Origin of the sequence: Rhodanobacter sp. C05, from assembly GCF_002001165.1 — a bacterium.
Lineage (GTDB): Bacteria > Pseudomonadota > Gammaproteobacteria > Xanthomonadales > Rhodanobacteraceae > Rhodanobacter.
Genome location: NZ_MUNQ01000008.1, coordinates 307326 through 331875, shown reverse-complemented (window position 1 = coordinate 331875; position 24550 = coordinate 307326). Strand labels below are relative to the sequence as shown.

Below are 24550 nucleotides of genomic sequence, written 5' to 3'. Positions count from 1 at the left end.
TTAGTTGCGCAGCGGTTTGCCGGTGGTCATGGTGTGGGCGATGCGGGCTTGGGTTTTCTCGGTCTGCGCCAGTTCCACGAAATGCTTGCGCTCCAGCGCCAGCAGCCATTCCTCGTCGACCGTCGAGCCACGCTCGATCACGCCACCGCACAAGGTGTCGGCGATGCGCGTGGCGATGTCCACGTCGTGCTCGGAGGCGAAGTAGCCCGCCTGCAGGTTGGCCAGCGACGCCTTGAACGTGGCAGTGCCGACGTCGCCGGCGACCGGAATCGCACGGGCCGGCAGCGGCGGACGGTAGCCGCTCTCGGCCAATGCGTTCGCCACCTGCTTGGCCACATAGAGCAGCTCGTAGGCGTTGAACACCACCACGTCACTGTCGCGCAGCAGGCCCAGGTTCTTCGCTTCGAACGCGCTGGCGGACACCTTGGCCATCGCCACGGTCTCGAATACCTTCTTCAGTTCCTCGAACGGGTCGCCCGGGTCCGCCTTGGCGGCGCGCACGGCCAGTTCATGCAGGCCGCCGCCGGCCGGCAGCAGGCCGACGCCAGCCTCGACCAGGCCGATATAGCTTTCCAGTGCCGCCACGGTGCGTGCCGAATGCATCTGGAACTCGCAGCCGCCGCCGAACGCCATGCCGCGCACGGCGGAGACCACCGGCACCAGCGAGTACTTGATCGCCATGCTGGTGTGCTGGAAGTTCTCCACCATCTTCTCGAAGTCGGCGATCTTGCCTTCCTTGAGCAGACCCAGCGCGCCCTTGAGGTCCGCACCGGCGGAGAACGGCTCGCCGGTCTGCCAGATCACCACGGCCTTGAGTTTCTCTTCGGCCAGCTTGATCGCGTGCTGCACGCCGTCGAGCACGAAGTCGTTGACCGTGTTCATCTTGGTCTTGAACGAGAGGATGCCGACGCCATCGTTGCCCAGCGTCCACAGGCGCACGCCCTCGTTCTCCCAGACCGTGGTGCCCTGGTCGAACTTCTCGCCGATCAGCGGATCGGGGAACAGCTGGCGCTTGTAGACCGGATGCTGCGAACGCGGCTTGTCGGCGTTGGCGCTGGCCGAATACGAACCATCCTTGCCGTGGACGCCTTTACGGCCATCCGTGACCCACGCCGGCAGCGGTGCCTTGCTCATCGCCTTGCCGGCGGTGATGTCTTCATTGATCCAGCCGGCGATCTGCTGCCAGCCGGCGGCCTGCCAGGTCTCGAACGGGCCGAGCTTCCAGCCGTAGCCCCAGCGGATCGCGAAATCCACGTCGCGCGCAGTGTCAGCAATGTCGGCCAGGTGATAAGCCGTGTAGTGGAACAGGTCGCGGAAGCTGGCCCACAGGAACTGGGCTTGGGGGTCGTTGGATGCGCGCAGCTTGCCGAACTTCTCGGCCGGGTCCTTGATCGCCAGGATCGCGGCGACCTCGTCGGATGGCTTCTGCTCGGAGAGGCGGTAATCCTGCTTGGCGACATCCAGCACCACGATGTCCTTGCCGGCCTTCTTGTAGAAGCCGGCGCCGGTCTTCTGGCCGAGCGCGCCCTGGTCGATCAGGCCCTGCAGCCACACCGGCGCCTTGAAATACTGGTGCCATGGATCGTCCGGCAGGGTATCGGCCATGGTCTTGATGACGTGTGCCATGGTGTCCAGGCCGACCACGTCGGCGGTGCGGTAGGTGGCGCTCTTAGGGCGACCCAACGCCGGACCGGTCAGCGCGTCGACGGTGTCGAAGCCGAGCTTGAACTGGTCGGTGTGGTACATCGCCGACAGCATCGAGAACACGCCGATGCGGTTGCCGATGAAGTTAGGGGTGTCCTTGGCGATCACCACGCCCTTGCCGACGGTGGTGACCAGGAAGGCTTCGAGGCCTTCGATCACGGCCGGATCAGTGAGCTTGGTCGGGATCAGCTCGACCAGGTGCATGTAGCGCGGCGGATTGAAGAAATGTACGCCGGTGAAGCGGTGGCGCATTTCTTCCGGCAACGCCTCGGCCAGGCCGTTGATCGACAGGCCCGAGGTGTTGGAGGCAAGGATCGCGGTCTTCGACAGATGCGGCGCGATCTTCTTGTACAGATCCAGCTTCCAGTCCATCCGCTCGGCGATCGCCTCGATCACCAGGTCGACGTCCTTCAGATGGCCCATGTCCTCGTCGTAGTTCGCCGGGATGATCGCGGCGGCGAGGTTCTTGTCCGCCAGCGGGGCAGGCGAGAGCTTGGCGAGGTTGGCGATGGCCTTGAGCGCGATGCCGCTCTTCGGGCCTTCCTTGGCGGGCAGGTCGAACAGCACGGTCTCGACGCCGGCATTGGTCAGGTGCGCGGCGATCTGCGCGCCCATGACGCCAGCGCCCAGCACGGCAGCCTTGCGGATGCGTAGCGCTGATTTGGTTGAGGATGCAGCGGTCATTGGCTTCTCCGGAGGTACGAACACAAAACTTTGGGTGGAATGGAACAGCACGGCTATTGCCGGCCGGTGACACGAAACTAGGGGTGGCTCAGGCCCGCGACGCTGAAACGGATCAGGTGCTGGGCGGTCTGCTCGCGATGGGCAAGCTCGCTGACGTCGTGCTTGCGCTGGATGATGCCGAAGCCGGACATGGCATGGGTCAGTGCGCCGGTGACCAGGTCGATGCGCCAGTACAGCTCCTGCTTGCTCAGTTGCGGCAGCAGGCGGGCGAATTCGGTGGTGAACTGGCGCATCACGTGGCCGTAGTTCTCGGACAGGAACTGGCGCAAAGTGTCGTCGTGTTCGGCAAAGGCACGTGCCAGCACGCGCATGAACAGCGAGCCGCTGTCGTCGTGGGACAGGTCCAGCGCAGGGCGGATATAGGCCGCAAGCACGTCTTCCAGCGTGGTGCCAGGAGCCCCGGCGACCTTGGCCAGTGCATCCAGACGACGGGCGTTCAGTGCATCCAGACGGCGCCGGAACACCTCCTCGACCAGCTTTTCCTTGGAACCGAAGTGATAGTTGACGGCGGCCAGATTGACGCCGGCGGCGGCTGTCAACTGGCGCAGCGAGGCGCCGTCAAAGCCTCGCTGGGCGAAAAGGAGCTCGGCGGCGCCGAGTATCCGATCCTTGGTCGAGCCGGAACTGTTCACGAGCAGGGTCATGCGTCGGTCATCGGGCTGGTTCAAACGATCGTTTGAGCATACGCGGACAGCTCGACGGCCGTCAAACGATCGTTTGTTGCAAACGGCAAGTTCTTTGCGTATGAGGTAGAATCTGTCAAACTTTAGTGAGCTAAATCCTCAATCTTTGTCAGGTTTAGTCCTTCTGCCGGTCAGACCGGCCACGACCCTTTCCCTATCAATCCGTTTTTCCGGAGCAGACCCGTATGGCGCTGGAGCGCACCCTTTCCATCATCAAGCCCGACGCCGTTGCCAAGAACGTCATCGGTGAAATCTACGCCCGCTTCGAGAAGGCTGGCCTGAAGGTCATCGCTGCCAAGATGAAGCAGCTGTCGCGCAAGGAAGCCGAAGGCTTCTATGCGGTGCATCGCGAGCGCCCGTTCTTCAACGCATTGGTCGAGTTCATGATCTCCGGCCCGGTGATGATCTCGGCGTTGGAAGGCGAGAACGCCGTGCTCGCGCATCGCGATCTGATGGGCGCCACCAATCCGAAGGAAGCCGCGCCGGGCACGATCCGCGCCGACTTCGCCGATTCCATCGATGCCAATGCCGTGCATGGCTCCGATGCGATCGATACCGCCAAGGTGGAGATTGCCTATTTCTTCGCCGCGACGGATGTGCTGTCGCGCTGAGCGATTCAAACAAGTTGTGAGGCAAAAGTTGTGAATCAGGTTGTCGTCAATCCACCTGCCAAGGTCAATCTGCTCGACTTCGATCGCCAGGGCCTGCGTGATTTCTTCACGCAGATCGGCGAGAAGCCGTATCGCGCCGAGCAGGTGATGAAGTGGATCTACCACGACCTGGAAGACAACTTCGAGAACATGACCGACGTGGGCAAGGCGCTGCGCGCCAAGCTCACCGAGGTCTGCTACATCGGCGCGCCGAAGACCATGCTGGACAAGGCCGCCAACGACGGCACGCACAAGTGGCTGCTGGGGATGGACAAGGGCAACGCGGTCGAGACCGTGTACATCCCCGAGCCGACCCGCGGCACCTTGTGCGTGTCCTCGCAGATCGGTTGCGCGCTTAACTGCCAGTTCTGCTCGACCGGCGCGCAGGGTTTCAACCGCAACCTTTCCACCGCCGAGATCATCGGCCAGGTGTGGGTGGCGGCGAAGTACCTGGGCAACGTCACCCACCAGAACCGTCGCATCACCAACGTGGTGATGATGGGCATGGGCGAGCCGCTGGCCAATTTCGAGAATGTGGTCAAGGCGATGCGCCTGATGCGCGATGACCTGGGGTTCGGTCTGGCGGCCAAGCGCGTGACCCTGTCCACTGCCGGCATGGTGCCGCTGATCGACCAGTTGTCGGACGCGATCGACGTATCGCTGGCAGTCTCGCTGCATGCGGCCAATGACGACCTGCGTACCGAGCTGGTGCCGCTCAACAAGCGTTATCCGATTGCCGACCTGCTCGCCGCCTGCCAGCGCTGGGTCGCGCGCAAGCCGCGCACCTCGATCACCTTCGAATACACCTTGATGAAGGGCGTCAACGACCAGCCCGAGCACGCACGCCAGCTGATCAAGCTGATGCGCAAGCTGCCGACCTGCAAGGTCAACCTGATTCCGTTCAACCCATTTCCCGGCACCCGTTTCGAGCGTTCGAACGCGAACGATATTCGCGACTTCCAGACGCAGCTTCTGAATGCCGGTGTGCTGACCATGTTGCGGCGTACCCGTGGTGACGACATCGATGCTGCCTGCGGCCAGCTGGCCGGGCAGGTGACCGATCGCACCCGTCGCAGTGCCGATATCCGCAAACGCCAGGACGAGGGAACCATCCATGCGATTTGAACGTGCACTGATCTTCAGTCTGTTGTTGCCTTTGGCCGGGTGCATCACCACGCACAGCGACAGCAACTCGCTCGGCAAGAATATCCCGCAAAGCAGCAAGGCCCAGCAGGCGGTAGATGCAGCGCGCGTGCACACCGAACTTGGCCAGCACTACATGGACAACGGTGACATGCAGACGGCTCTGCTGAAATTGACTGCGGCGCTCAAGTTCGATCCCAACTATGTGCCGGCACACACCGTGATCGCGGTGCTTTACCAGAAGATCAACAATCTTCCGGAGGCCGAAGCGCATTACCGCAAGGCGGTCGAACTGGAGCCGACCAAGGGCGACCCGAACAACAATCTTGGCGTGTTCCTCTGCCATACCGGCAAGGTTGCCGAAGCCGACCAGTATTTCCGCAAGGCGGTGGCCGACCCGTTCTACCAGACGCCCGATGTGGCGCTGACGAATGAGGGCGTATGCCAGCTGCAAGTGAATGACGTAGCCGGGGCCGAAGCAAGTTTTCGTGACGCCATCGCGCGAAATCCGCAGAACGGCGAGGCACTCTTCCAGCTTGCGAACACACTTTACGTACATAATGATGCGTTCCGGGCTCGGGCCTTCATCCAGCGTTTTGATGCGCTGGGCAATCCAACGGCGGCATCGCTCAAGCTCGGCTACGATATCGAATTCCATTTGGGCAACCCGGACGGTGCCCAGGCCTATAACAAGCGGTTGCAGAGCCAGTTCCCGGATTCGGAGCAGGCACGCGCACTCAACTCATCTACTGCCAGCCCATGACTTCCATGCAGCCAACCCCGTCCGAACAGGGTTCGAGTGAGTCCGATCTGTTCGGCATCAATCTGCTCAACATGGATGGGCCATCCGTAGACTCCCATGCTGTCAGTTTCGGCAAGCGGCTGCATGCAGCGCGTGAAGCACGCGGCCTGGATATCGAAACTTGTGCTCACACGCTGAAGCTGCCGGCTCGCGTGCTGCGCCAGCTCGAGCACGACACGTACGACGACACCGACTCGAAGGTCTACCTCGCCAGTTACGTCGGCAAATATGGGCGCTACCTCGGCATCAACGAGGCGTCGATCCAGGTCGAGATGAACCGCATCAAGCACGTCGAGCCGACGCTGGTGGCGACTGGCGGCATATCGCACTCGCGTTTCCTGCTGGATCGCTATGCGACCGCAGCCACCTACGTGGTGCTGACCGCCGTGATCGTGGTGCCGATGATCTGGCTCGGCGTGCGCGGCACGCTTGACCGCGATCTGAGCCATCTGGCTCCGCTGGATGCGGCTCCGGTGGCGCAGCAGGACGCGCCGGCGACGGCAACCAGCACGGCTCTGGCCAACCTGACCCACAACACGATTCCGGCGGCACCGCCGAAAGTGATCGTGGCACCGGTACAGGATCAGCCGCTGATGGCTTCGATGGCACCGTTCCCGAGTCTGGACAGCAACAGCGCGCCATCCCCTGCTGCTGCGGCGGCACCGGCCATTGATGCTGGAACCGGCAATCACAGCGTCAGCCTGAGCCTGAGCGCGGCCAGCTGGGTCGAAGTGGTTGCTGCTGACGGTACACGGCTGGAATACGGCTTGCTCCCTGCCGGCAGCAGCAAGGTCTACCACAGCGACAAGCCGCTGGATGTGCGCATTGGCAATGCCATTGGCGCGCAGGTCAGCATCGATGGTCAGCCGGTGGGGCTGGACGATTTCCGGCGTGCCAACGTGGCGCGTTTCCGCGTGCAGGTGCAGGACGGCAAGGCCTCCGCAGCCAGCCTCTGAATTGCTGTCGGCGCCGCTCCGACCTATCCATTTCGGTTATGCTTGTCCATTGTCCGTTCGGCTACCGAACGGACGTGATCGGCTTTTCCCTTTTATCGCGCTGGCCTATGCACGCGCCTGCGGGTGCGCGGCCCTCTGAATGGTGATTGCATGGCGTTTGAAGAATACGACAAGTACGAACAAAGCGAACTGGTACAGAAGTGGCTGCGCGAGAATGGTCTGTCGATCGTCGTGGGTATCGCCATCGGTCTGGTCGGCATTTTCGGCTGGCAGCAGTGGAACAATCACCAGGCGCGCAACGAAGCCGAAGCCGCGCAGCTCTACAAGCAGGCGCAGATTGCGGTGGCTTCCGGCAAACCGGATATTGCCGCGCAATTTACCGACCGGCTGATGACGGATTTTGCCAAGTCGCCGTACGCCATCTTCGCCGTGAGTGATCGCGCCAAGCAGGAAGTGCAGGACAAGCAGCTGGACAAGGCCGAGGCTTCGCTGGCATGGGCCGAGAGCCACGCTGGCGCACCGGCGCTGAAGTCGCTGATCCAGCTGCGCGTGGCGCAGGTAGAACTGGCGCGTGGCAACGGTACGGCGGCTCTGGCCACGCTCGATCGCATTCCAGCCAATGACTATTCGGGTCTGACGCAGGAACTCCGCGGCGATGCGCTGGTCAAGCTTGGGCGTTCAGACGATGCGCGCAAGGCCTATCAAGCGGCCATGTCGGCGCTGAGCGAGGATGCACCGCAACGCGGTGCCTTGCAGATGAAACTCGATGATTTGGCTACGGCCGGGAAGCAGGGTGCATGAAACCTGAAATGATGAAACGCGTCTTGCTGATTTCCTTGACTTCGCTGCTGGCGCTTGCCGGCTGCCATTCGTTCAAGAAAGAAAATGTCGAACCGCCGACTCCGCTGGCCAAGGATTTCAAGCCTACCGTGCAGGTCTCCAAGTTGTGGAGCACCAGCATAGGCAAGGGCTCCGGCAGCAGTGGCGCACGTCTGCGCCCGACGGTGGTCGATGGTGTGCTCTACGCCGACAGCACGGACGGCAAGCTGGCGGCGATCGATGCCACCAGCGGCAAGACCTTGTGGTCGAAGAGCACGCGTACCCAGGGCTGGTTTGGCTGGGGTGACAAGAAACGCCAGGATGCCATGTACGCAGGTGGCCCCGCCGTCGATGGCGACCTGCTGGTGGTCGGCACGCTGGATGGTCACGTGTACGGTGTGAATGCAAAGGACGGTGGTCCGCGCTGGAATGCCGAACTGGCTTCTGAAGTGCTGGCGGCGCCAACGATTTCAGGTGACCTTGTGCTCGTGCGCACTCAGGACGGTCGCGTCTTCGGCCTGGATCGCGCCGACGGCAAGCGCCGCTGGGTCTACGACCAAGGCAACGTGCCGCTGCTGAGTCTGCGTGGTAACGGTGACTTGCTGGCCGCCAACGGTGTGGTGTTCCTTGGCAGTGACGATGGCAAGCTGATTGCCTTGCGCGAGGACAACGGTGCCAAGCTGTGGGAACAGAAACTGGCCAGTGGCGTAGGCCGCACCGACATCGAGCGGTTGGATGATGCCGATGGTTCGATCCTGATCGATGGCAGCACACTGTTTGCCGGGGCCTATCACGGCAACCTGCTTGCGGTGGACGGTCCCAGCGGCAGGCCGCTGTGGGGGCATGCGTTCTCCACTTTCGACTCACTGGCCCTCGGTAGCAACGCGTTGTACGGCGTCAACGACCAGTCACAGATATGGGCGTTCGACAAGAGTACCGGTGCCGATATCTGGAAGAGTGATGCGCTGAAGTACCGCTGGGTCACTGGACCGGCTGTGCAGGGCGATTATGTCGTGGTCGGTGATCTGGATGGCTACGTGCATTGGCTGCAGACCGGTGACGGCGCTTTGGCCGCTCGCATGCGCTTGTCGAAGAAGGCAATCCGCGCGCAGCCGCTGGTCGTTGGTGACACTGTCTATGTCGAGGACGTGAAGGGCCATATCGGCGCTTATCGTCTGTCGGCTCATTGATCGCTGCGTCGATCGCAAGGAATCATGCTTTCTCATGTTGCCCGTCGTCGCCCTGGTCGGTCGTCCCAATGTCGGTAAGTCGACCCTCTTCAACGTACTGACGCGCAGCCGTGACGCCCTGGTCGCTGACATGCCGGGCGTCACCCGTGATCGCCACTACGGCGTCTGCCGTACTGGCGAGCGCCCCTTCGTAGTGGTCGATACCGGTGGCTTGTCCGGCGTCGAGGAGGCGATGGATGTCCTGACCGCGAAGCAGGTACGCCTGGCGATCGAAGAGGCGAACGTGCTGGTGTTCGTGGTCGATGCGCGCGAAGGCCTGCTGCCGCAGGACTACGTCATCCTCAACGAGCTGCGCCGCAGCGGCAAGACCATCATCGCAGCGGTCAACAAGACCGACGGGCTGGAAGAGGAGGCCGTGCTGGCGGAGTTCTCTGCCTTCGGTGTCGGCAAGATTCTGCCGTTGTCGGCGGCGCACAATCGCGGCACGGCCGATCTGATTGCGATGATTCTGCCGTTGTTGCCGGCCGACGAGGAAAGCACGACGGAGGCGGAAGGCGAGGATGGCAGCATCCGCGTCGCCATCGTCGGACGTCCGAATGCCGGCAAGTCGACATTGATCAATCGCCTGCTGGGCGAGGAGCGGCTGATCGTTTCCGACGTCGCCGGTACCACCCGCGATCCGATCCGTGTGCCGCTGGAGCGCGACGGCAAGCGTTACACCCTGATCGACACTGCCGGCATCCGTCGCAAGGCGCGGGTCGAGGAAGCCGTCGAGAAATTCAGTGTCATCAAGACACTGCAGTCGATTGCCGCTGCCCAGGTCGTGGTTGTGATGATCGATGCCCGCGAGAACCTGGCCGACCAGGATCTCACCCTGATCGGTTACGCGATGGACGAGGGCAGGGCACTGGTGATCGCCATCAACAAGTGGGATGGCCTGGACCAGTATCAGCGCGACGAGTGCATGCGTGCGCTGGACCGTCGATTGGTGTTTGTCGACTGGGCCAAGCAGGTACACATCTCCGCACTGCACGGTTCCGGTTTGCGCGAGTTGATGCGCGCGGTGGTACGTGCACATGCATCGGCGACCAAGGTGCTGGTCTCTTCCGATCTCACCAAGACGCTGGAAAAGGCTTACGAGAGCTACCAGCCGCCGCTGGTGCATGGTCACTCGCCGAAGCTGCGCTTCGCGCATCCGGGCGGCAACAATCCGCCGACCATCGTGATCCACGGCACCCGCACCAAGCATATTGCACCGGCGTATCAGCGCTATCTGGAGAACTTCTTCCGCAAGCGCTACAAGCTGGAAGGCACGCCGGTTCGTATAGCCTTCCGCGAAGGCGAAAACCCGTACGCGGGGCGCAAGAAGGTGCTGACCAAGGAGCAGGAGCAAAAGGCCCGGCGCCGGGTCAGCGATCTGATCAAGCGCACGCGCTGATTCGTCGGCGTTCCCGTATCTCGTATTAGGCTACGCGAATGAGCGAGCCCCTGAATCGCGAATCCTGGTTGAACGAACTGCGCCACCGCGTGCCGGAAATTTCCCCAGCCGAGGCGTTGGCACGGCAGGCCCATGGCGCCCTGCTGGTCGACGTACGCGAAGACGCCGAACGTGTCGCCGGCACACCGTTCAATGCGCTGGGCCTGTCGCGCGGCTTCCTCGAGTTGCGTATCGAACAACTCGAAGCAAATCGCGATCGCCCGCTGTTGACGCTGTGCGGAAGCGGCCAGCGTTCGCTGCTCGCCGCCGAGGCATTGCAGCGTATGGGTTATCGTCAGGTGTGCTCGGTGGCCGGCGGGTTCAACCGCTGGAAGGCGGAGGGCCTGCCGCTATCCGCCAGCGCGCTGGATGCGGATGCCACCGAACGCTACGCGCGCCAGTTGCGCCTGCCGCAGGTGGGCGAAGCGGGGCAGGGCAGACTGGCGGCGGCGAAAGTAGTCGTGCTCGGTGCCGGTGGCCTCGGTGCACCGGCAGCGCTGTATCTCGCGGCTGCCGGTGTAGGCCAGCTCACCCTGATCGATGACGACAAGGTCGAGCGTTCCAACCTGCATCGCCAGATCATCCACGCCGATGCCCGCGTCGGCATGGCCAAGACCGAATCGGCACGGATCGCGCTGCAGGCGCTCAATCCGCGTATACGTATCGAAACCCGCACCGAACGACTGCAGCCCGATAACGTGGAACGGCTGCTTGCAGACCATGACGTGCTGATCGACGGTGCCGACAATTTCCCTGCACGCTACCTGCTGGCGGCGGCATCACTCCGATTGAAACTGCCGATGGTCTACGGCGCCGTCGAGCGTTTCACCGGTCAACTCAGCGTATTCGATCCACGCCGCGACGATTCGCCGTGTTACCGCTGCCTGTTCCCCGAACCGCCCGCCGCCGCCGATGCGCCGAATTGCAGTGAGGCCGGTGTGCTCGGCGTGCTGCCCGGCATCGTCGGACTGTTGCAGGCGACTGAAGCATTGAAGTTGATACTGGGGTTGGGCGAGCCGTTGGTCGGCCGCCTGCTGAGTTTCGATGCACTCGGCATGCACTTCCGCGAGACGCGCTTGCTCCGGGATCCGACCTGTCCGGGCTGTGCCGCTGACGCCCCCTTCATGGGATATCAGCAGATCGCCGAGTTTTGCTCGGCGGCGGGTTAGCGTAGGTCGTCTGGCACCAGCGCATACACCGCCGCATCGCGCGGTTGCTCATGCACCCATAGACGATGGCGTGCAATTCCTTCGAACCTCGCTCCCGCCTTTTCAGCCGTGCGTCGGCTCGGGTGGTTGTCAGGCTGGACGATGATCTCGATCCGGATCAGGCCCAATTGTTCGAATCCGAAACGCGCCACCAGCACCGCTGCGGCGGCAGCGATGCCTTCGCGCTGGCGTGACTGACGTATCCAGTAACCGAGATTGGCACTGCGATGCAGTCGATCAAGTTGATTGAGGCCGGTACCACCCAGCAGCTCGCCGGTGGACGCATCGAAAACCGGTAACGCAAAATGCTCGCCCGTGTGCCAGCCAGCCTGGCAATGCTCCACCCAGCCCGTCGCGTCGTCGTGTCCGTACTCGGCACGGCACCAGGGCAACCATTGGCCAACACTTGCCACCGACTCATGGACCGCGCGATATAGCTCGGCAGCATCCTGATCCTGCCACGGGCGCAGGCGTAGCCGTCCGTCGGTAAGCTCCAGCACTGGCAGGGGAGTCTGGGGTGTGTCCATGGGTGCCTGTGTTTGTGCGCATCAGGTCGAGCCGCGATAATGGGCAACTTCCTGCCAGGCATCAACATGAGCGCACGCATCCTCGACGGCAAACGCATCGCACAGGAGTTGCTGGAGCGGTTACGCCTGCGCGTCGCCGATCGCGTGGCGCATGGTCTGGCCGAGCCCGGGCTGGCGGTGGTGCTGGTGGGCGACGACGCAGCTTCGTCGGTGTATGTGCGCAACAAGCGCAAGGCCTGTCACCAGGTCGGCTTTCGCTCGTTCGACTATGACCTGCCGTCAAACACCACGCAGGATGAACTGTTCGCCCTGATCGACCGCCTCAATGCGGATCCGGCTGTGCACGGCATCCTGGTGCAGTCGCCGTTGCCCGAGCACATCGACGAGGATGCGCTGGTCGATCGCATCGATCCCGACAAGGACGTGGATGGCTTCCAGGCAGTCAATGTTGGTCGCCTTGCGTTGCGTCGCTTCGGCCTGCGTCCGTGCACGCCCAAGGGCGTGATGACCCTGCTCGGGCATACCGATCGCCCGGTGCGTGGCCAGCATGCGGTGGTGGTCGGCGTGTCCAACCACGTGGGCCGTCCGCTGGTGCTGGAGTTGATGATCGCCGGCTGCACCACCACCAGCTGCCATCGCTTCACCCGCGATCTGGAAAGCTTCGTGCGCCAAGCCGATATCCTGGTCGTGGCCGTCGGCAAGCCGGGCCTGGTCAAGGGCGAATGGATCAAGCCGGGTGCGGTGGTGATCGACGTAGGCATCAACCGCCTCGACGACGGCCGGCTGGTCGGCGACGTGGATTTCGAGGCGGCAGCAGCGCAGGCCAGCTGGATCACGCCTGTCCCTGGCGGCGTCGGCCCGATGACCGTGGCCACCTTGATGGAAAACACGCTGGAAGCCGCTGATGCGCGCTCCACGCCACACAAGATCGCCTGATCCACGGGCAGCGTTCAGCCAACATCTGGCGAGCATCATGGCGAGGCGCGTATAATTCCCTCTTTGCAGCGGGACTTTTCGCATGCGCATCATCGCCGAGGCCCTGACCTACGACGACGTCTACCTAGTTCCGGGCCATTCCATCGTGTTGCCGCGCGATGTGGACACCTCCACGCGGTTCACCCGCAACCTGCGCCTGAACATCCCGATCGTCTCCGCTGCCATGGACACGGTCACCGAAGCCCGCCTCGCCATCACCATGGCCCAGAACGGCGGCATCGGCATCATCCACAAGAACATGACGGCCGAGCAGCAGGCGGCGGAAGTGCGACTGGTGAAGAAGTTCGAAGCCGGCGTGATCCGCAACCCGATCAGCGTGGAACCGAACACCTCGATCCGCGAAGTGCTGCGGCTCACCCATGCGCACAACATCTCCGGCGTGCCGGTGGTCGATGGCGGCAAGCTGGTCGGCATCGTCACCAGCCGCGACTTGCGTTTCGAGCGCAAGCACGACGACCCGGTGCGCAACATCATGACCCGCCAGGAGAAGCTGGTCACGGTGCGCGAAGGCGCCAGCCAGGACGAAGTGCTGCAGCTGTTGCACAAGCACCGCATCGAGAAGGTGCTGGTGGTCAACGACGACTTCCAGCTGCGCGGGCTGATCACCGTCAAGGACATCCAGAAAGCGCGCGACAACCCGCACGCCGCCAAGGATCGCCACGAGGCTTTGCTGGTCGGCGCTGCTGTTGGCGTCGGAGGCGATACCGAACAGCGCGTTGCCGCGTTGGTCGATGCCGGTGTGGACGTGCTGGTGGTGGATACCGCACACGGTCATTCGCAAGGCGTGATCGAGCGCGCTGGCTGGGTCAAGAAGCACTACCCGCAGGTGCAGGTGATCGCGGGCAACATCGTTACCGGTGAAGCCGCGCGTGCGCTGCTGGATGTCGGTGTCGATGCGGTCAAGGTAGGCGTGGGTCCCGGTTCTATCTGCACCACGCGCGTGGTCGCCGGCGTCGGCGTGCCGCAGATCACCGCGATCGACATGGTCGCCACCGCGCTGAAAGACGAGATCCCGCTGATCGCCGATGGCGGTATCCGCTACTCCGGCGATATCCCGAAGGCACTCGCTGCCGGCGCATCCACCGTGATGCTCGGCTCGATGTTCGCCGGTACCGAGGAATCGCCGGGCGAGGTCGAGTTGTTCCAGGGCCGTTCGTACAAGAGCTACCGCGGCATGGGATCGATCGGCGCGATGCAGCTCGGTTCGAAGGATCGTTACTTCCAGGACGAGGCCGATGCCGACAAGCTGGTGCCGGAAGGCATCGAAGGTCGCGTGCCGTACCGCGGTCCGCTGCGCAACATCATTCACCAGCTGATCGGTGGCCTGCGTGCATCGATGGGTTACCTGGGTGCAGCCACCATCGAGGACGTGCGCCACAAGGCGCAGTTCGTCAAGGTGACTTCGGCTGGCGTAACCGAGGCACATCCACACGATATCCAGATCACCAAGGAAGCGCCGAATTACCGGCTCAACTCGTGACTGACGCGCCGGCCTGATGGCCGGCGCCTTGTTTTACAGGTAGCGACACCCGGGCAACCGGTGTTGCGTGGTTCCTTCAAGATCAAAGGCACCGCCGTGGCCGAGTGGCCACGCGGCGAAACCGGACCGATGACCAACATCCATAGCGACAAGATCCTGATCCTCGATTTCGGCGCGCAGTACACGCAGCTGATCGCCCGCCGCATCCGCGAGCTTGGCGTGTATTGCGAAATCTGGGCCTGGGATCACGAGCCGACTGAAATCGCCGCGTTCGGTGCGAAGGGCATCATCCTGTCCGGCGGCCCGGAATCGACCACGCTCGAAGGTGCGCCGAAAGCACCACAGCAGGTGTTCGACTCCGGCGTGCCGATCCTCGGCATCTGCTACGGCATGCAGACGATGGCCGCCCAGCTTGGTGGCGCCACCGAAGCCGCCGATGCGCGCGAGTTCGGTCACGCCGAAGTCGATATCGTGGCGACGAGCCGTCTGTTCGACAAACTCAGCGATCATGCCGGCGCGCACAAGCTCGATGTCTGGATGAGCCACGGCGATCACGTCGCCAAGGCGCCGCCAGGTTTCGCGATCACCGGCACCACCGACCGCATCCCGGTCGCGGTGATGGAGAACGAGGCCAAGCGCTGGTACGGCGTGCAGTTCCATCCCGAAGTGACGCACACGAAACAGGGCGGAGCGCTGCTCAAGCGCTTCATCGCCGAGATCTGCGGCTGCGCCACGTTGTGGACCGCCGCCAACATCATCGACGACCAGATCGCCCGTGTACGCGAACAGGTCGGCGACGATCATGTGCTGCTGGGTCTGTCCGGTGGTGTCGATTCCTCGGTGGTCGCCGCACTGCTGCACAAGGCGATCGGCGACCGGCTCACCTGCGTCTTCGTCGACACCGGCCTGCTGCGCTGGCAGGAAGGCGACCAGGTGATGGCCACGATGGCTGAGCACATGGGCGTCAAGGTGATCCGCGTCAACGCGGCGGATCGCTACTTCAAGGCACTCGAAGGCGTGGCCGATCCGGAAGCCAAGCGCAAGATCATCGGTGGCCTGTTCGTGGAGATCTTCGACGAGGAGTCGGGCAAGATCACCGCCGACGGCAGCAAGGTGAGGTGGTTGGCGCAGGGCACGATCTATCCCGACGTGATCGAGTCGGCCGGCAGCAAGACCGGCAAGGCCCACGTCATCAAGAGCCACCACAACGTCGGCGGCCTGCCGGCGCACATGAAACTCAAGCTGGTCGAGCCGCTGCGCGAACTGTTCAAGGACGAGGTGCGCCGTATCGGCGTGGAACTCGGTCTGCCGCGCGCGATGGTCTACCGCCATCCATTCCCGGGTCCGGGCCTGGGCGTGCGCATCCTGGGCGAAGTGAAGCGTGAGTACGCCGAACTGCTGGCCCAGGCCGATGCGATCTTCATCGACGAATTGCGCAAGGCCGACCTGTACGACAAGACCAGCCAGGCGTTCGCCGTGTTTCTGCCGGTGAAGTCGGTGGGCGTGGTCGGTGACGCGCGCGCCTACGAATGGGTGATCGCCTTGCGTGCGGTAGAAACCATCGACTTCATGACGGCGCACTGGGCGCACCTGCCATACGAGTTTCTTGGCAAGGTTTCAAATAGAATCATCAATGAGTTGCGTGGTGTTTCTCGTGTTGTTTATGACATCAGTGGCAAGCCACCCGCCACGATCGAGTGGGAATAATAAAATCAGCCATTTGCATGTAGCGAGGAAAGCCGGCAGCTTGCCGACTTTCTCATGTTATGAGCACAATATATTGAAATGACTGACGAAATTTCCACGACCTCAAGTACATTCTCAACTGCCGATGTGCAGTACATGCAGCGCGCACTGCAGCTCGCCGCGCATGCGCGCGACGCGGAGAACGAGGTGCCGGTCGGTGCCGTGCTGGTGCTGGACGACGAGATCGTCGGCCTGGGCTGGAACCGCAACATCACCTTGCACGACCCGACGGCGCATGCCGAGGTCATGGCGATGCGTGCCGCAGGTGAAAAGCTGGCGAATCACCGGCTGTCCGGCGCCACGCTGTACGTCACGCTGGAACCGTGCGCGATGTGCGCGATGGCGATGATCCACGCCCGCCTCGGTCGCGTGGTCTATGCGGCCTCCGACCCCAAGACCGGCGCAGCCGGCAGCGTGTTCAACACCCTGATCGATGAGCGTCACAACCATCGCATCGAAGTCGCTGGTGGACTGCTTGCTGACGAGTCTGCCAACTTGCTGCGCGATTTCTTCCGCGCTCGCCGCTAAGTCACACCGTTACAAGAAGGCGAGCGCCTGCGCACAGGATTGCTCGACCTTGAGGCTCAACAGGGGATCGGCGCGCGTACTGCCTATGTTCACCGCAGCGATCGGCTTGCCCGCGCGTGCTGCCGCATGGGCAAAGCGGTAGCCGGAATACACCATCAGCGACGAACCCACCACCAGCATCGCATCGGCGTCGTGCAGTGCCTGCATGCCGGCATCCACACGTTCGCGCGGCACGTTCTCGCCGAAGAACACCACGTCCGGCTTCAGCAGCCCGGCGCAATGCGGGCAGGGCGGTACCTGGAACCGCGAGAAATCCTGCCCGTCCAGATCAGCGTCACCGTCCGGGGCATCCACCGCATCGAGGTCCGCCCAAGCCGGATTCAGACCCAACAACGTGACCTGAAAATCCGCGCGTGACATGCGTTGTTCGCAGCTCAGGCAGCGCAGCTGATCCAGTCGTCCGTGCAGATCGACCACGTTTTCGCTGCCTGCCGCCTGATGCAGGCGATCGACGTTCTGGGTCATCAACAGGGTCAACCTGTTCTGCTGTTCCAATCGAGCGAGAGCGTGATGGGTCGCATTCGGCTGGGCTTGCCCGAAACGTCGCCAGCCGACCAGACTGCGTGCCCAGTAGCGCTGGCGCGTTGCCAGTTCACCTACGAACGCCTGATAGGTCACCGGCTGCGGGCGTTTCCAGCCGCCGTTGGCGTCGCGGTAATCGGGAATGCCCGAATCCGTGCTGCAACCGGCCCCTGTCAACACGAACAGACGTCGATGCGCCGCCACGAATTCTGGCAGTGCTGCCGTATTCGGCGGTACCTTGATCGCTTGAGATGAAAGGCCTGTCATACCTGCTGTTATGGCATCCGTTTACATGGATTGCCAGCTATTGGTCAGGGCGCGGTGGCGAGCTGGCGCGTGCTCCGACCGACCAGTTGCAGCCGCAGACCCCATGGTGCCACGAAGTTCACCACTGTCTGACCGGCATGCGGTCCAGACGTCGCGGTCATGGGCAAGCCGATTACGCTGACACCTTCATGCCGCAACCATCGGTCGGCATGCGTCACATCGTCAGCAGAAAACGGAATCGGTTCGTTGCCGCGATTCGCCGAATACCGCAAAGCGGGAAGCGAGTTCGCCCCGTGATTGTCGAACAGCTCGACGACGTTGCCCGAATCGCAGAGCAGCAGTCGGGATGAAGGCGCGCTGGTACGCCGGGATCCGGCTTCGAGTGTCGTTGCATTCACGGCGACCGGGCCGATCGGCTCGCAGTCCAGGGCGTTGCGGAAGAACGCTGTCGCCTGCGCCAGGTCGGGTACGCCAATGCTCACATAGCCGCTGTCATGAATGCTCGCGGCGTGGCTATTGAAAGGCACGCCGGCCATGACCAGCAACAAGCCGCCAACCAGTATCGAAAGAAAGGATTTCCGCATGACACACCACCAGTAACCTTGCTGGTGGTCTACATGGGCCTTGCGAGTCGCAGCGGAAGTATCGCCGGGTGACCACCCCGTTTCCCTGCGCGAACAATCACTGCAGCATCAACTCATGCGGCGTCAACCCAAATAGCCGATGTCCCGTTGATCGTTCTTCCCGTAGAGACACAGCGGTCACGCGATGACGCTTTAGCCATGCCATCGCGACCCCATGTTTGCGCCCTACATGCAGATCGGTGCGTGCTGTCCGATGACAGCGATGGATCCGGTTGCCCACCTCGTCACAGGATTGCCAGGATGAAGCGTCATCTCAATTCACTGCTGCAACGCAAGCGCACCGAATTCGAAGGTGCCAGAGACGTGCATCGCGCGCCACGATTCAACGCTACCGACGAAGCGGTCACCATTCCCTTGAAGGACGGCTATGACTGGCTGGTCATGATCAAGGGTGCACAGGCGTCAGTTCGATCGCACTGAATGCGACTTCCGGATCTGCGGAATCCCGATGTCGCTGATTGTTACAGTTCTCGCCACATGGCATGTGAGCGAAGCGAATGAAAACAGGCTCCAGCGATAGCTCGGTAGTTTTCCTGTTGTCTTACAGCAATCGTTCGTGGTGGGTATAGACGTTGTGACTGCCTGATCGTGCAAAGCCTATCAGGGTTATGCCAGCACTCCGAGCTAGCTCGATCGCCAGTGCAGTCGGTGCCGAGATGGCCGCCATGATTTTGACGCCGGCGCTTGCCGCCTTCGTCACCATCTCGTAGCTGGCACGGCTGGTCAGCAGCAGCATGCCGGTTTCGGGCGCGATGTTGGTGTGGTGCATCGCACCGATCAGCTTGTCCAGCGCGTTATGCCGGCCAACGTCTTCGCGCACCAGCACGATGTTGCCGTCCGCATCAGCCCAAGCTGCCGCGTGCACTGCACCGGTGGCTGCATTCATTGGCTGATGCGCATGCAGCCCGGCCAAGGCCTGTTCCAGCGCAACGCGGCTGATGTGTCCGCCGAGTTCGACATGGCGAGGCTGGTGCACGGCGTCTTCCAGTTGACGTGTACCGCAGATGCCGCAACCGCCGCGGCCCGGCAGCAGCCGCTCGCGTTGGCGATCGGGCCGGGCGGCAGGCGCACTTTCGACTACCGTCATTGCCAGTTCGATGCCTTCCAGCAAATGACGCTGCTCGATCGCGTGCAGATCGCTTGCGCATCCGATCAAGCCCTCACTGAGTGAGAAGCCCAGCGCGAAGTCCTCCAGGTCATGCGGGGTAGCCATCATCACCGCGAAAGACACGCCGTTGTAAAGCATCGCCACGGGCATTTCTTCGGCGATCTGGTCGTCAATCCTCTCGAGACGGCCATCGCGCCAGCGTTCGATGCTGCGAGGGACATAGCCGGGCGAGGGCCTGTCCGGGTCGGGTAGAGCCGCTGGAGTCATACGGGCATCATAACGATACGGACGCCGGCTGCATCCTTCTGCAGCGACCTGTGGCAGGCTGTCTGCTTGCGCGATCCTTGCCGGAGTTCCAGGACATGATCAAGATGCGTGCTCTACTCGGTGGCCTGTTTGCCTTGGCGCTGACGTTATCCACACACGTTGCGTATGCCAGCCAGCCACGGCATATGACAATCGCTGCAGCCGCCGACCTGCACTATGCACTGGATGCTGTGCTCGCCGCTTATCGCCAGGCGCACCCGCAGGACGCCATCGAGGTCACCTACGGCTCCTCCGGCAAATTGTTCGCGCAGATCGAGCAGGGCGCACCATTCGAGCTGTTCTTTTCGGCGGACAGCGAATATCCGAAACAACTGGTGGCAGCCGAGGGCGCCAGCGGTGACCCGGTGCCCTATGCGCTGGGACACATCGTGATCTGGAGTGCCAGCGTCGATGCCAGCAAGTTGACCGTGGCGGATCTGGCCAAGCCGTCATTTGACCACATAGCGATTGCCAACCCTGAGCATGCGCCGTACGGCAAGCGTGCCGAGCAGGCACTGCGCGCCACCGGTGTATGGGATGCGGTGCAGTCGCGGTTGGTCTATGGCGACAATATTGCGCAGACGGCGCAGTTCATTGCCAGCGGCAATGCCAAGGTCGGGATCATCGCGCAGTCGCTTGCGCTGGATCCGCAGATGGCGAAGAAGGGTAGCTATGCGCTCATTCCGGCATCGCTTTATCAACCGTTGTTGCAGAGTTTTGTGGTGACCAAGCGTGGCGGCAACAACGCGCTGGCCCACGACTTTGCGCAGTACGTGCAAAGTGCCGAGGCGCGCAGCGTATTCAGCCGCTACGGTTTCAGTCTGCCCAGCCCCGCAACGGAACACTGAGAACCTCCATGGCTGGTCTATCTGCCGAAGATTGGACCGCATTTGCCTTGACCATGCGTCTGGCAGCGACGGTGACCGTTCTGCTGCTGTTGCTCGGGACGCCACTCGCCTGGTGGCTGGCTCGTGGCCGTACCGCGTGGCGGCGACCTGTTTCAGCCCTGGTCACGTTGCCGCTGGTACTCCCGCCCACCGTGCTGGGCTTCTACCTGTTGTTATTGCTTGGCCCGCACGGTGCAGTCGGGCGCCTCACGACTGCGCTGGGTCTGGGTACGCTGCCTTTCACGTTTGCCGGACTGGTGGTCGCCTCGATGCTGTATTCGCTCCCGTTCGTGGTGCAGCCGCTGCAGAACGCGTTCGAGGCGATCGGCCAGCGCCCGTTCGATGTGGCGGCAAGTCTTGGGGCGGGGCCGCTCGACCGGTTCTTTTCGGTGGCGTTGCCGCTGGCGTGGCCTGGCTTCCTGACGGCGGTGGTGCTCGGTTTCGCCCACACCATTGGCGAATTTGGCGTGGTGTTGATGATCGGCGGCAATATCCCCGGCCAGACCCGCGTGTTGTCGATGCGCATCTACGATCATGTCGAGGCCGGGGAATACCTGCAGGCGCATGCTCTCTCGCTTTACCTGTTGGCCTTTTCCTTTGCCGCGTTGCTCGCCATGCATCTGTTGCGCCCGCGATCGGCTGATCGCCCATGATTGAAGTCAGCTCCGGCTTGCAAGTGCAGTTGCAGTACCAGCGCGGCGACTTCGCGCTGGATGTGGATATCTACGTGCCATCGCGAGGTATCACAGCGCTGTTTGGTCCATCCGGCGCCGGCAAGACGACATGCCTGCGTGCCATCGCGGGACTCGACCCGGATATCGAAGGCCGCATCACCTTTGCCGGAGACATCTGGCAGGACAGTTCGACCAGGCGCATCGTACCGACACACCGGCGCCGTATCGGCTACGTCTTCCAGGAGGCAAGCCTGTTTCCGCATCTTTCGGTATCAGGCAACCTCGGCTACGGCCAGCGACGTGCCGCAGGTAATAAGCCTGTCGATCGCGAGGCATTGCTCAAACAGTTTGGCGTCGACCATCTGCTTGCACGCAAGGTGGACAGATTGTCCGGCGGTGAGCGGCAGCGCGTGGCAATCGTGCGGGCACTCCTCAGCGACCCGGTTCTGCTGCTGCTCGACGAACCGCTGTCGGCACTCGATGCGCCGGCACGCAGCGAACTGCTGGGTTGCCTTGAACAACTGCATGCGGAACTCGGCATACCGACGATCTATGTCAGCCACGCCATCGATGAAGTGGCCAGACTCGCCGATCATCTGGTGGTGATGGAGGCTGGCCGCGTCCTGTCGCAAGGCTCCCTGCAGGCAACGCTGGCCAGCGGCGAGCTACCGCTGGCGATGAGCGATCAACTCGGTGTCGTGATCGAAGGGCAGGTCATTGCCCAGGATCCGGTTGATCACCTCATCGAGCTGGCGTTCGAGGGTGGTCGCCTGTGGTTGCCACAACGTGCAGAGCGCGTGGGCGATCGCCTGCGTTGCCGGATCGGGGCGCGTGATGTCGTACTCGGCACCAGTCCTCCTGCGGCAGGATCCAGCGCACTCAACGTGGTCCAGGCGGTCGTCGTCGGAATCATCGATGCAGCGCATCCCTCGCAGTGCATCGTGCGGCTGGATGTCCACGGGACAGCACTCTTGGCCAGCATCACGCGACGCTCCTGGCGCTCGCTGGCCTTGGCTCCCGGCTCGCGCGTGTGGGCCCAGGTCAAGGCCACGGCATTGGGCTCGTGATCAGGCAGGCGCAGGCGGTTGTCAAAGCGACGAGCCACCGCCATGATTTCTCCTTCGGCACCGCATGTGTCGCCGTTACGGATAGCAGGCCTCCTTCCCCATGAGCGAGCTTCTCAGTGTCGCTGATGCCGAACAGCTGATTCGGCAGGCAATGCCTGTGTTTGGCACTGAATGCGTGGCACTGGATGCGGCCGCGGGGCGCGTGCTGCGCCAGGTCGTACGTGCCGAGCGGGATCAGCCGCCGTTCGACCGGGTGATGATGGATGGCATCGCCATCGCGATAAGCAGCAGCGACCAGCGCCGTTTCCGGCAGGGCGGATTGCAACTTGCAGGAATGACGCAACGGACGCTGGACGATCCAGATACGTGCATCGAGGTCACTACCGGCGCGATGTTGCCGCGTGGTTGCAACAGCGTTGTTCCGGTCGAACAGACGCGACGTGATGGCGAGCATTACCTGCTTGCTGAAGACTACCTGCCAGTGACTGGGCAGTTCGTGCATCCGCATGGTTCCGATTGCCGCATGGGTGACGTGTTGCTTGAACCCGGTGTGCGCCTCCATGGTCCTGAAATCGCTGTGCTTGCCGCCAATGGTATGGCCGAAGTCGAGGTGGCCACGGTGCCGTCGGTGACGGTTGTCGCCACCGGTGACGAATTGGTTGGCGTCGACCAGCCTTTGCTCGAAGGGCAGATCCGCGGCTCCAACGATCGCGCGCTGGCTGCCGCACTGCGTGCACGCGGATTTGATGACGTGCAACTGACACGGGTCGCGGATGACCTGGCTGCCACTGCCGCCACTCTGGCTGAGCTGCTACGGACGCGTCAGGTGCTGGTGCTTTCCGGCGGCGTTTCGGTGGGGCAGCGCGATTACGTGCCCGAGGCGCTGCGCATGCTGGGGGTGCGCCAGGTGTTGCATCGTATTGCCCAGCGCCCCGGCAAGCCGATGTGGTTCGGCATCGGACCGCACGGGCAGGTGGTATTTGCACTACCAGGCAATCCGGTGTCGGTGCTGGTCTGCGCCGCGCGCTATCTGTTGCCGGCGCTGCAATCGGCCACCGGGCTGGTTGCCGAAACGGCCATGCCGGTGTGCCTGGAAAGCGCGGTGGCTACCAACCCTGCCTTGACGTTTTTTGTACCGGTTCACATCCACCATGACGCTAGCGGACGGGCCATGGCTACTCCCTTGCCGCCGGGCACCTCGGGTGACTTCTCCTCGCTGCCGCGCACGCATGGTTTCGTGGAATTGCCGCCCGGACTCGCAGTCGTACCAGCCGGTACGGTTGCCACCTTTTATCGTTGGTGACATGACCGTCTTCCAAGCCATTGCCGATTTGCCAACCGCACAGGCACACCCACGGGATCAGCGCGGTCGCGCCCTGCATGACCTGCGCATATCGGTCATGGACCGCTGCAATTTCCGCTGTCCGTACTGCATGCCGGAGGCAACCTACGGCGAGCACTTCAGCTTCCTGCGCAATGATGAGCGGCTCGGTTTTGACGAGATCGAGCGCCTGTGCCGCCTGGCGGCGGAACTGGGCGTCAGCAAGCTACGCCTGACCGGCGGCGAACCCCTGTTGCGCCCGCACCTTGTCGAGCTGGTCGCGCGGCTGCGCCGGATCGACGGCATCGATGACCTGGCGATGACGACCAACGGTGTGCTGCTGGCCCGTCACGCCACCGAGCTGCGCGACGCCGGCCTTGACCGCATCACGATCAGCCTGGATACGCTCGATCCGGCGCTGTTCCATCGCATGAGTGGTAATCGCGGTGCATTGCACGAGGTGCTCGATGGCATCGAGGCGGCGCAGCAAGCGAATTTCCCGCACGGCATCAAGCTCAACACCGTAGTACAGCGTGGGGTCAACGAACACACTGTGACCGAACTGGTCGAGCGATTTCGGGGTAGCGGCATCGTGCTGCGTTTCATCGAATACATGGATGTCGGCAACCGCAACCACTGGAGCGCCGAGGCAGTGGTACCTTCGCGCGAGTTGATCGAGCGCATCGACGCGCGCTGGCCACTGGAAGCCCTGCCGGCGCAATACGCGGGTGAGGTGGCCACGCGTTTCCGCCTTCGCGACGGTGCCGGCGAGATCGGGGTGATTTCCTCGGTCAGTGCGCCATTCTGTGGTGGCTGCACCCGGGCGCGTCTGTCCTCGGAAGGCACGCTCTATACGTGCCTGTTCGCCACCCAGGGCACGGACTTGCGCGGACTGCTGCGCGAAGGTGCCAGTGACGACCTGCTGCGCAAGACATTGCGCGACACCTGGCTGCGTCGAACCGACCGCTACAGCGAGGAACGCGCCGAGCAACGCCAGCACGCGCGGCGTAAAATCGAAATGCATTACATCGGAGGTTAGAA

At 62.8% G+C, this 24550-nt stretch carries 24 protein-coding genes; 18 read left to right on the top strand and 6 right to left on the bottom strand.

All coding sequences use genetic code 11. The annotated features are described in order from the left end of the window. Nucleotides 1-2388, bottom strand: a complete 2388-nt coding sequence (locus tag B0E51_RS07415) for a 3-hydroxyacyl-CoA dehydrogenase/enoyl-CoA hydratase family protein (RefSeq protein ID WP_077444229.1) — start codon at nucleotides 2386-2388, stop codon at nucleotides 1-3. A 77-nt stretch (nucleotides 2389-2465) separates the two neighbouring features. Further along, nucleotides 2466-3092 carry a TetR/AcrR family transcriptional regulator gene (locus B0E51_RS07410; protein WP_077444228.1) on the bottom strand — a complete coding sequence of 209 codons (627 nt, stop codon included), beginning with the start codon at nucleotides 3090-3092 and terminating at the stop codon, nucleotides 2466-2468. Between the two features lie 224 nt (nucleotides 3093-3316). Here B0E51_RS07410 and ndk point away from each other — a divergent pair, with 224 nt between their 5' ends. The 8 genes from ndk (at nucleotide 3317) to moeB (ending at nucleotide 11337) form a co-directional block, all read left to right on the top strand. Beyond that, a complete protein-coding gene (gene ndk, locus B0E51_RS07405; protein ID WP_077444227.1) occupies nucleotides 3317-3742 on the top strand; it encodes a nucleoside-diphosphate kinase in 426 nt (141 codons plus the stop codon). 30 nt (nucleotides 3743-3772) lie between these two features. Next, nucleotides 3773-4906, top strand: a complete 1134-nt coding sequence (rlmN, locus tag B0E51_RS07400) for a 23S rRNA (adenine(2503)-C(2))-methyltransferase RlmN (protein ID WP_077444226.1) — start codon at nucleotides 3773-3775, stop codon at nucleotides 4904-4906. Beyond that, entirely contained in the window at nucleotides 4896-5687 is a 792-nt protein-coding gene (gene pilW, locus B0E51_RS07395) for a type IV pilus biogenesis/stability protein PilW (protein WP_077444225.1), read from the top strand. The genes rlmN and pilW overlap by 11 nt, the downstream gene beginning before the upstream one ends. A 5-nt stretch (nucleotides 5688-5692) precedes the next feature. After that, nucleotides 5693-6682, top strand: coding sequence for a RodZ domain-containing protein (locus B0E51_RS07390; protein ID WP_343124661.1), 990 nt, complete (start codon nucleotides 5693-5695; stop codon nucleotides 6680-6682). Between the two features lie 150 nt (nucleotides 6683-6832). Further along, nucleotides 6833-7483 carry a tetratricopeptide repeat protein gene (locus tag B0E51_RS07385; protein ID WP_077444223.1) on the top strand — a complete coding sequence of 217 codons (651 nt, stop codon included), beginning with the start codon at nucleotides 6833-6835 and terminating at the stop codon, nucleotides 7481-7483. Next, on the top strand, nucleotides 7480-8691 hold the full coding sequence (gene bamB / locus B0E51_RS07380) for an outer membrane protein assembly factor BamB (RefSeq protein WP_254424447.1): 1212 nt from the start codon (nucleotides 7480-7482) through the stop codon (nucleotides 8689-8691). Before B0E51_RS07385 ends, bamB begins: the two co-directional genes overlap by 4 nt. A gap of 34 nt (nucleotides 8692-8725) precedes the next feature. Next, on the top strand, nucleotides 8726-10129 hold the full coding sequence (gene der, locus B0E51_RS07375; RefSeq protein WP_077444221.1) for a ribosome biogenesis GTPase Der: 1404 nt from the start codon (nucleotides 8726-8728) through the stop codon (nucleotides 10127-10129). Between the two features lie 38 nt (nucleotides 10130-10167). Then, nucleotides 10168-11337 (top strand): molybdopterin-synthase adenylyltransferase MoeB, encoded by a 1170-nt coding sequence (gene moeB, locus B0E51_RS07370; protein WP_077444220.1) that lies wholly within the window; start codon nucleotides 10168-10170, stop codon nucleotides 11335-11337. Here the strand turns inward: moeB and B0E51_RS07365 are convergent. Then, on the bottom strand, nucleotides 11334-11903 hold the full coding sequence (locus tag B0E51_RS07365; protein ID WP_077444219.1) for a GNAT family protein: 570 nt from the start codon (nucleotides 11901-11903) through the stop codon (nucleotides 11334-11336). The genes moeB and B0E51_RS07365 overlap by 4 nt on opposite strands. Nucleotides 11904-11969: 66 nt before the next feature. On the opposite strand from B0E51_RS07365, the gene folD reads away from it, so the two are divergent. The 4 genes from folD to tadA all read left to right on the top strand — a co-directional run bounded on the left by folD (nucleotide 11970) and on the right by tadA (nucleotide 16653). After that, nucleotides 11970-12839: a bifunctional methylenetetrahydrofolate dehydrogenase/methenyltetrahydrofolate cyclohydrolase FolD gene (gene folD / locus B0E51_RS07360; protein ID WP_077444363.1), complete on the top strand. Its 870-nt coding sequence runs from the start codon at nucleotides 11970-11972 to the stop codon at nucleotides 12837-12839. Between the two features lie 82 nt (nucleotides 12840-12921). Next, a complete protein-coding gene (guaB, locus tag B0E51_RS07355) occupies nucleotides 12922-14379 on the top strand; it encodes an IMP dehydrogenase (protein WP_077444218.1) in 1458 nt (485 codons plus the stop codon). A 129-nt stretch (nucleotides 14380-14508) separates the two neighbouring features. After that, nucleotides 14509-16086, top strand: coding sequence for a glutamine-hydrolyzing GMP synthase (guaA, locus tag B0E51_RS07350; RefSeq protein WP_077444362.1), 1578 nt, complete (start codon nucleotides 14509-14511; stop codon nucleotides 16084-16086). Nucleotides 16087-16164: 78 nt separating this feature from the next. Continuing rightward, complete coding sequence (gene tadA / locus B0E51_RS07345; RefSeq protein ID WP_077444217.1) at nucleotides 16165-16653, top strand: tRNA adenosine(34) deaminase TadA; 489 nt, start codon at nucleotides 16165-16167, stop codon at nucleotides 16651-16653. A gap of 9 nt (nucleotides 16654-16662) precedes the next feature. On the opposite strand, the gene B0E51_RS07340 is transcribed toward tadA, so the two are convergent. Together B0E51_RS07340 and B0E51_RS07335 are read right to left on the bottom strand one after the other, a co-directional pair. Further along, nucleotides 16663-17502: an NAD-dependent protein deacetylase gene (locus B0E51_RS07340; RefSeq protein WP_077444216.1), complete on the bottom strand. Its 840-nt coding sequence runs from the start codon at nucleotides 17500-17502 to the stop codon at nucleotides 16663-16665. 44 nt (nucleotides 17503-17546) lie between these two features. Continuing rightward, nucleotides 17547-18086: a VOC family protein gene (locus B0E51_RS07335; protein ID WP_254424446.1), complete on the bottom strand. Its 540-nt coding sequence runs from the start codon at nucleotides 18084-18086 to the stop codon at nucleotides 17547-17549. Between the two features lie 300 nt (nucleotides 18087-18386). Here B0E51_RS07335 and B0E51_RS07330 point away from each other — a divergent pair, with 300 nt between their 5' ends. Then, a complete protein-coding gene (locus tag B0E51_RS07330) occupies nucleotides 18387-18566 on the top strand; it encodes a hypothetical protein (RefSeq protein ID WP_077444214.1) in 180 nt (59 codons plus the stop codon). A gap of 121 nt (nucleotides 18567-18687) precedes the next feature. Here B0E51_RS07330 and fdhD read toward each other — a convergent pair whose 3' ends face one another. Then, nucleotides 18688-19521: a formate dehydrogenase accessory sulfurtransferase FdhD gene (fdhD, locus tag B0E51_RS07325; RefSeq protein ID WP_077444213.1), complete on the bottom strand. Its 834-nt coding sequence runs from the start codon at nucleotides 19519-19521 to the stop codon at nucleotides 18688-18690. 95 nt (nucleotides 19522-19616) lie between these two features. On the opposite strand from fdhD, the gene modA reads away from it, so the two are divergent. From modA to moaA, 5 genes are all read left to right on the top strand, one after another. Next, nucleotides 19617-20408 carry a molybdate ABC transporter substrate-binding protein gene (modA, locus tag B0E51_RS07320; RefSeq protein WP_254424445.1) on the top strand — a complete coding sequence of 264 codons (792 nt, stop codon included), beginning with the start codon at nucleotides 19617-19619 and terminating at the stop codon, nucleotides 20406-20408. An 8-nt stretch (nucleotides 20409-20416) separates the two neighbouring features. Then, complete coding sequence (modB, locus tag B0E51_RS07315; protein WP_077444212.1) at nucleotides 20417-21100, top strand: molybdate ABC transporter permease subunit; 684 nt, start codon at nucleotides 20417-20419, stop codon at nucleotides 21098-21100. Beyond that, a complete protein-coding gene (gene modC, locus B0E51_RS07310; protein ID WP_077444211.1) occupies nucleotides 21097-22188 on the top strand; it encodes a molybdenum ABC transporter ATP-binding protein in 1092 nt (363 codons plus the stop codon). The genes modB and modC overlap by 4 nt, the downstream gene beginning before the upstream one ends. Before the next feature lie 100 nt (nucleotides 22189-22288). Then, on the top strand, nucleotides 22289-23491 hold the full coding sequence (locus tag B0E51_RS07305; protein ID WP_077444210.1) for a molybdopterin molybdotransferase MoeA: 1203 nt from the start codon (nucleotides 22289-22291) through the stop codon (nucleotides 23489-23491). Nucleotide 23492: 1 nt separating this feature from the next. Next, the gene (gene moaA, locus B0E51_RS07300; protein ID WP_077444209.1) at nucleotides 23493-24548 is read left to right on the top strand and encodes a GTP 3',8-cyclase MoaA; all 1056 of its coding nucleotides are present in this window, start codon (nucleotides 23493-23495) and stop codon (nucleotides 24546-24548) included. The last annotated feature ends 2 nt before the right edge of the window (nucleotides 24549-24550 follow it).

What these genes read in the sequence shown, in the direction of transcription:
- B0E51_RS07415 (WP_077444229.1), bottom strand. Translation starts at nt 2,388, where the DNA reads ATGACCGCTGCATCCTCAACCAAATCAGCGCTACGCATCCGCAAGGCT.
- B0E51_RS07410 (WP_077444228.1), bottom strand. Translation starts at nt 3,092, where the DNA reads ATGACCCTGCTCGTGAACAGTTCCGGCTCGACCAAGGATCGGATACTC.
- ndk (WP_077444227.1), top strand. Translation starts at nt 3,317, where the DNA reads ATGGCGCTGGAGCGCACCCTTTCCATCATCAAGCCCGACGCCGTTGCC.
- pilW (WP_077444225.1), top strand. Translation starts at nt 4,896, where the DNA reads ATGCGATTTGAACGTGCACTGATCTTCAGTCTGTTGTTGCCTTTGGCC.
- B0E51_RS07390 (WP_343124661.1), top strand. Translation starts at nt 5,693, where the DNA reads ATGCAGCCAACCCCGTCCGAACAGGGTTCGAGTGAGTCCGATCTGTTC.
- B0E51_RS07385 (WP_077444223.1), top strand. Translation starts at nt 6,833, where the DNA reads ATGGCGTTTGAAGAATACGACAAGTACGAACAAAGCGAACTGGTACAG.
- bamB (WP_254424447.1), top strand. Translation starts at nt 7,480, where the DNA reads ATGAAACCTGAAATGATGAAACGCGTCTTGCTGATTTCCTTGACTTCG.
- der (WP_077444221.1), top strand. Translation starts at nt 8,726, where the DNA reads ATGTTGCCCGTCGTCGCCCTGGTCGGTCGTCCCAATGTCGGTAAGTCG.
- moeB (WP_077444220.1), top strand. Translation starts at nt 10,168, where the DNA reads ATGAGCGAGCCCCTGAATCGCGAATCCTGGTTGAACGAACTGCGCCAC.
- B0E51_RS07365 (WP_077444219.1), bottom strand. Translation starts at nt 11,903, where the DNA reads ATGGACACACCCCAGACTCCCCTGCCAGTGCTGGAGCTTACCGACGGA.
- folD (WP_077444363.1), top strand. Translation starts at nt 11,970, where the DNA reads ATGAGCGCACGCATCCTCGACGGCAAACGCATCGCACAGGAGTTGCTG.
- guaB (WP_077444218.1), top strand. Translation starts at nt 12,922, where the DNA reads ATGCGCATCATCGCCGAGGCCCTGACCTACGACGACGTCTACCTAGTT.
- guaA (WP_077444362.1), top strand. Translation starts at nt 14,509, where the DNA reads ATGACCAACATCCATAGCGACAAGATCCTGATCCTCGATTTCGGCGCG.
- tadA (WP_077444217.1), top strand. Translation starts at nt 16,165, where the DNA reads ATGACTGACGAAATTTCCACGACCTCAAGTACATTCTCAACTGCCGAT.
- B0E51_RS07340 (WP_077444216.1), bottom strand. Translation starts at nt 17,502, where the DNA reads ATGACAGGCCTTTCATCTCAAGCGATCAAGGTACCGCCGAATACGGCA.
- B0E51_RS07335 (WP_254424446.1), bottom strand. Translation starts at nt 18,086, where the DNA reads ATGCGGAAATCCTTTCTTTCGATACTGGTTGGCGGCTTGTTGCTGGTC.
- B0E51_RS07330 (WP_077444214.1), top strand. Translation starts at nt 18,387, where the DNA reads ATGAAGCGTCATCTCAATTCACTGCTGCAACGCAAGCGCACCGAATTC.
- fdhD (WP_077444213.1), bottom strand. Translation starts at nt 19,521, where the DNA reads ATGACTCCAGCGGCTCTACCCGACCCGGACAGGCCCTCGCCCGGCTAT.
- modA (WP_254424445.1), top strand. Translation starts at nt 19,617, where the DNA reads ATGATCAAGATGCGTGCTCTACTCGGTGGCCTGTTTGCCTTGGCGCTG.
- modB (WP_077444212.1), top strand. Translation starts at nt 20,417, where the DNA reads ATGGCTGGTCTATCTGCCGAAGATTGGACCGCATTTGCCTTGACCATG.
- modC (WP_077444211.1), top strand. Translation starts at nt 21,097, where the DNA reads ATGATTGAAGTCAGCTCCGGCTTGCAAGTGCAGTTGCAGTACCAGCGC.
- B0E51_RS07305 (WP_077444210.1), top strand. Translation starts at nt 22,289, where the DNA reads ATGAGCGAGCTTCTCAGTGTCGCTGATGCCGAACAGCTGATTCGGCAG.
- moaA (WP_077444209.1), top strand. Translation starts at nt 23,493, where the DNA reads ATGACCGTCTTCCAAGCCATTGCCGATTTGCCAACCGCACAGGCACAC.